At 33.5% G+C, this 260-nt stretch carries 1 protein-coding gene; it reads left to right on the top strand.

Going from position 1 to position 260, the window contains the following annotated elements; genetic code table 11:
* On the top strand, nucleotides 1-210 hold a 210-nt coding region (locus ACY2RT_RS15435), incomplete at its 5' end, for a DUF8493 domain-containing protein (RefSeq protein ID WP_490156813.1).
* Nucleotides 211-260 lie beyond the last annotated feature (50 nt).

The following is a 260-nucleotide window of genomic DNA, read 5'->3' as shown; positions in this document are numbered from 1 at the left end:
ACAATCAAAGTGGAAGTAGAACGTGCTAAATATGAGTTGTTAGGTTTTCTTCGTGAAAAATTACAAAACTATGATTTCGACCTTTCAATTGAAGTGAATGAAACCATTGAGAAACGGTATGCATATACACCTCGTGAAAAGGTTGAAAAATTAAAAGAAAAAAATCCCATGATCGAAAAACTCCGAAAAGAATTCGATCTGGATATTTAATGAAGAATTAAAAAAATGCTTGGTTTACAACTTCCTACCGACCCACGTGG

The organism is Ulvibacter sp. 2210JD10-4 (genome assembly GCF_058148525.1).
This window is presented reverse-complemented; position numbering and strand designations above follow the sequence as displayed.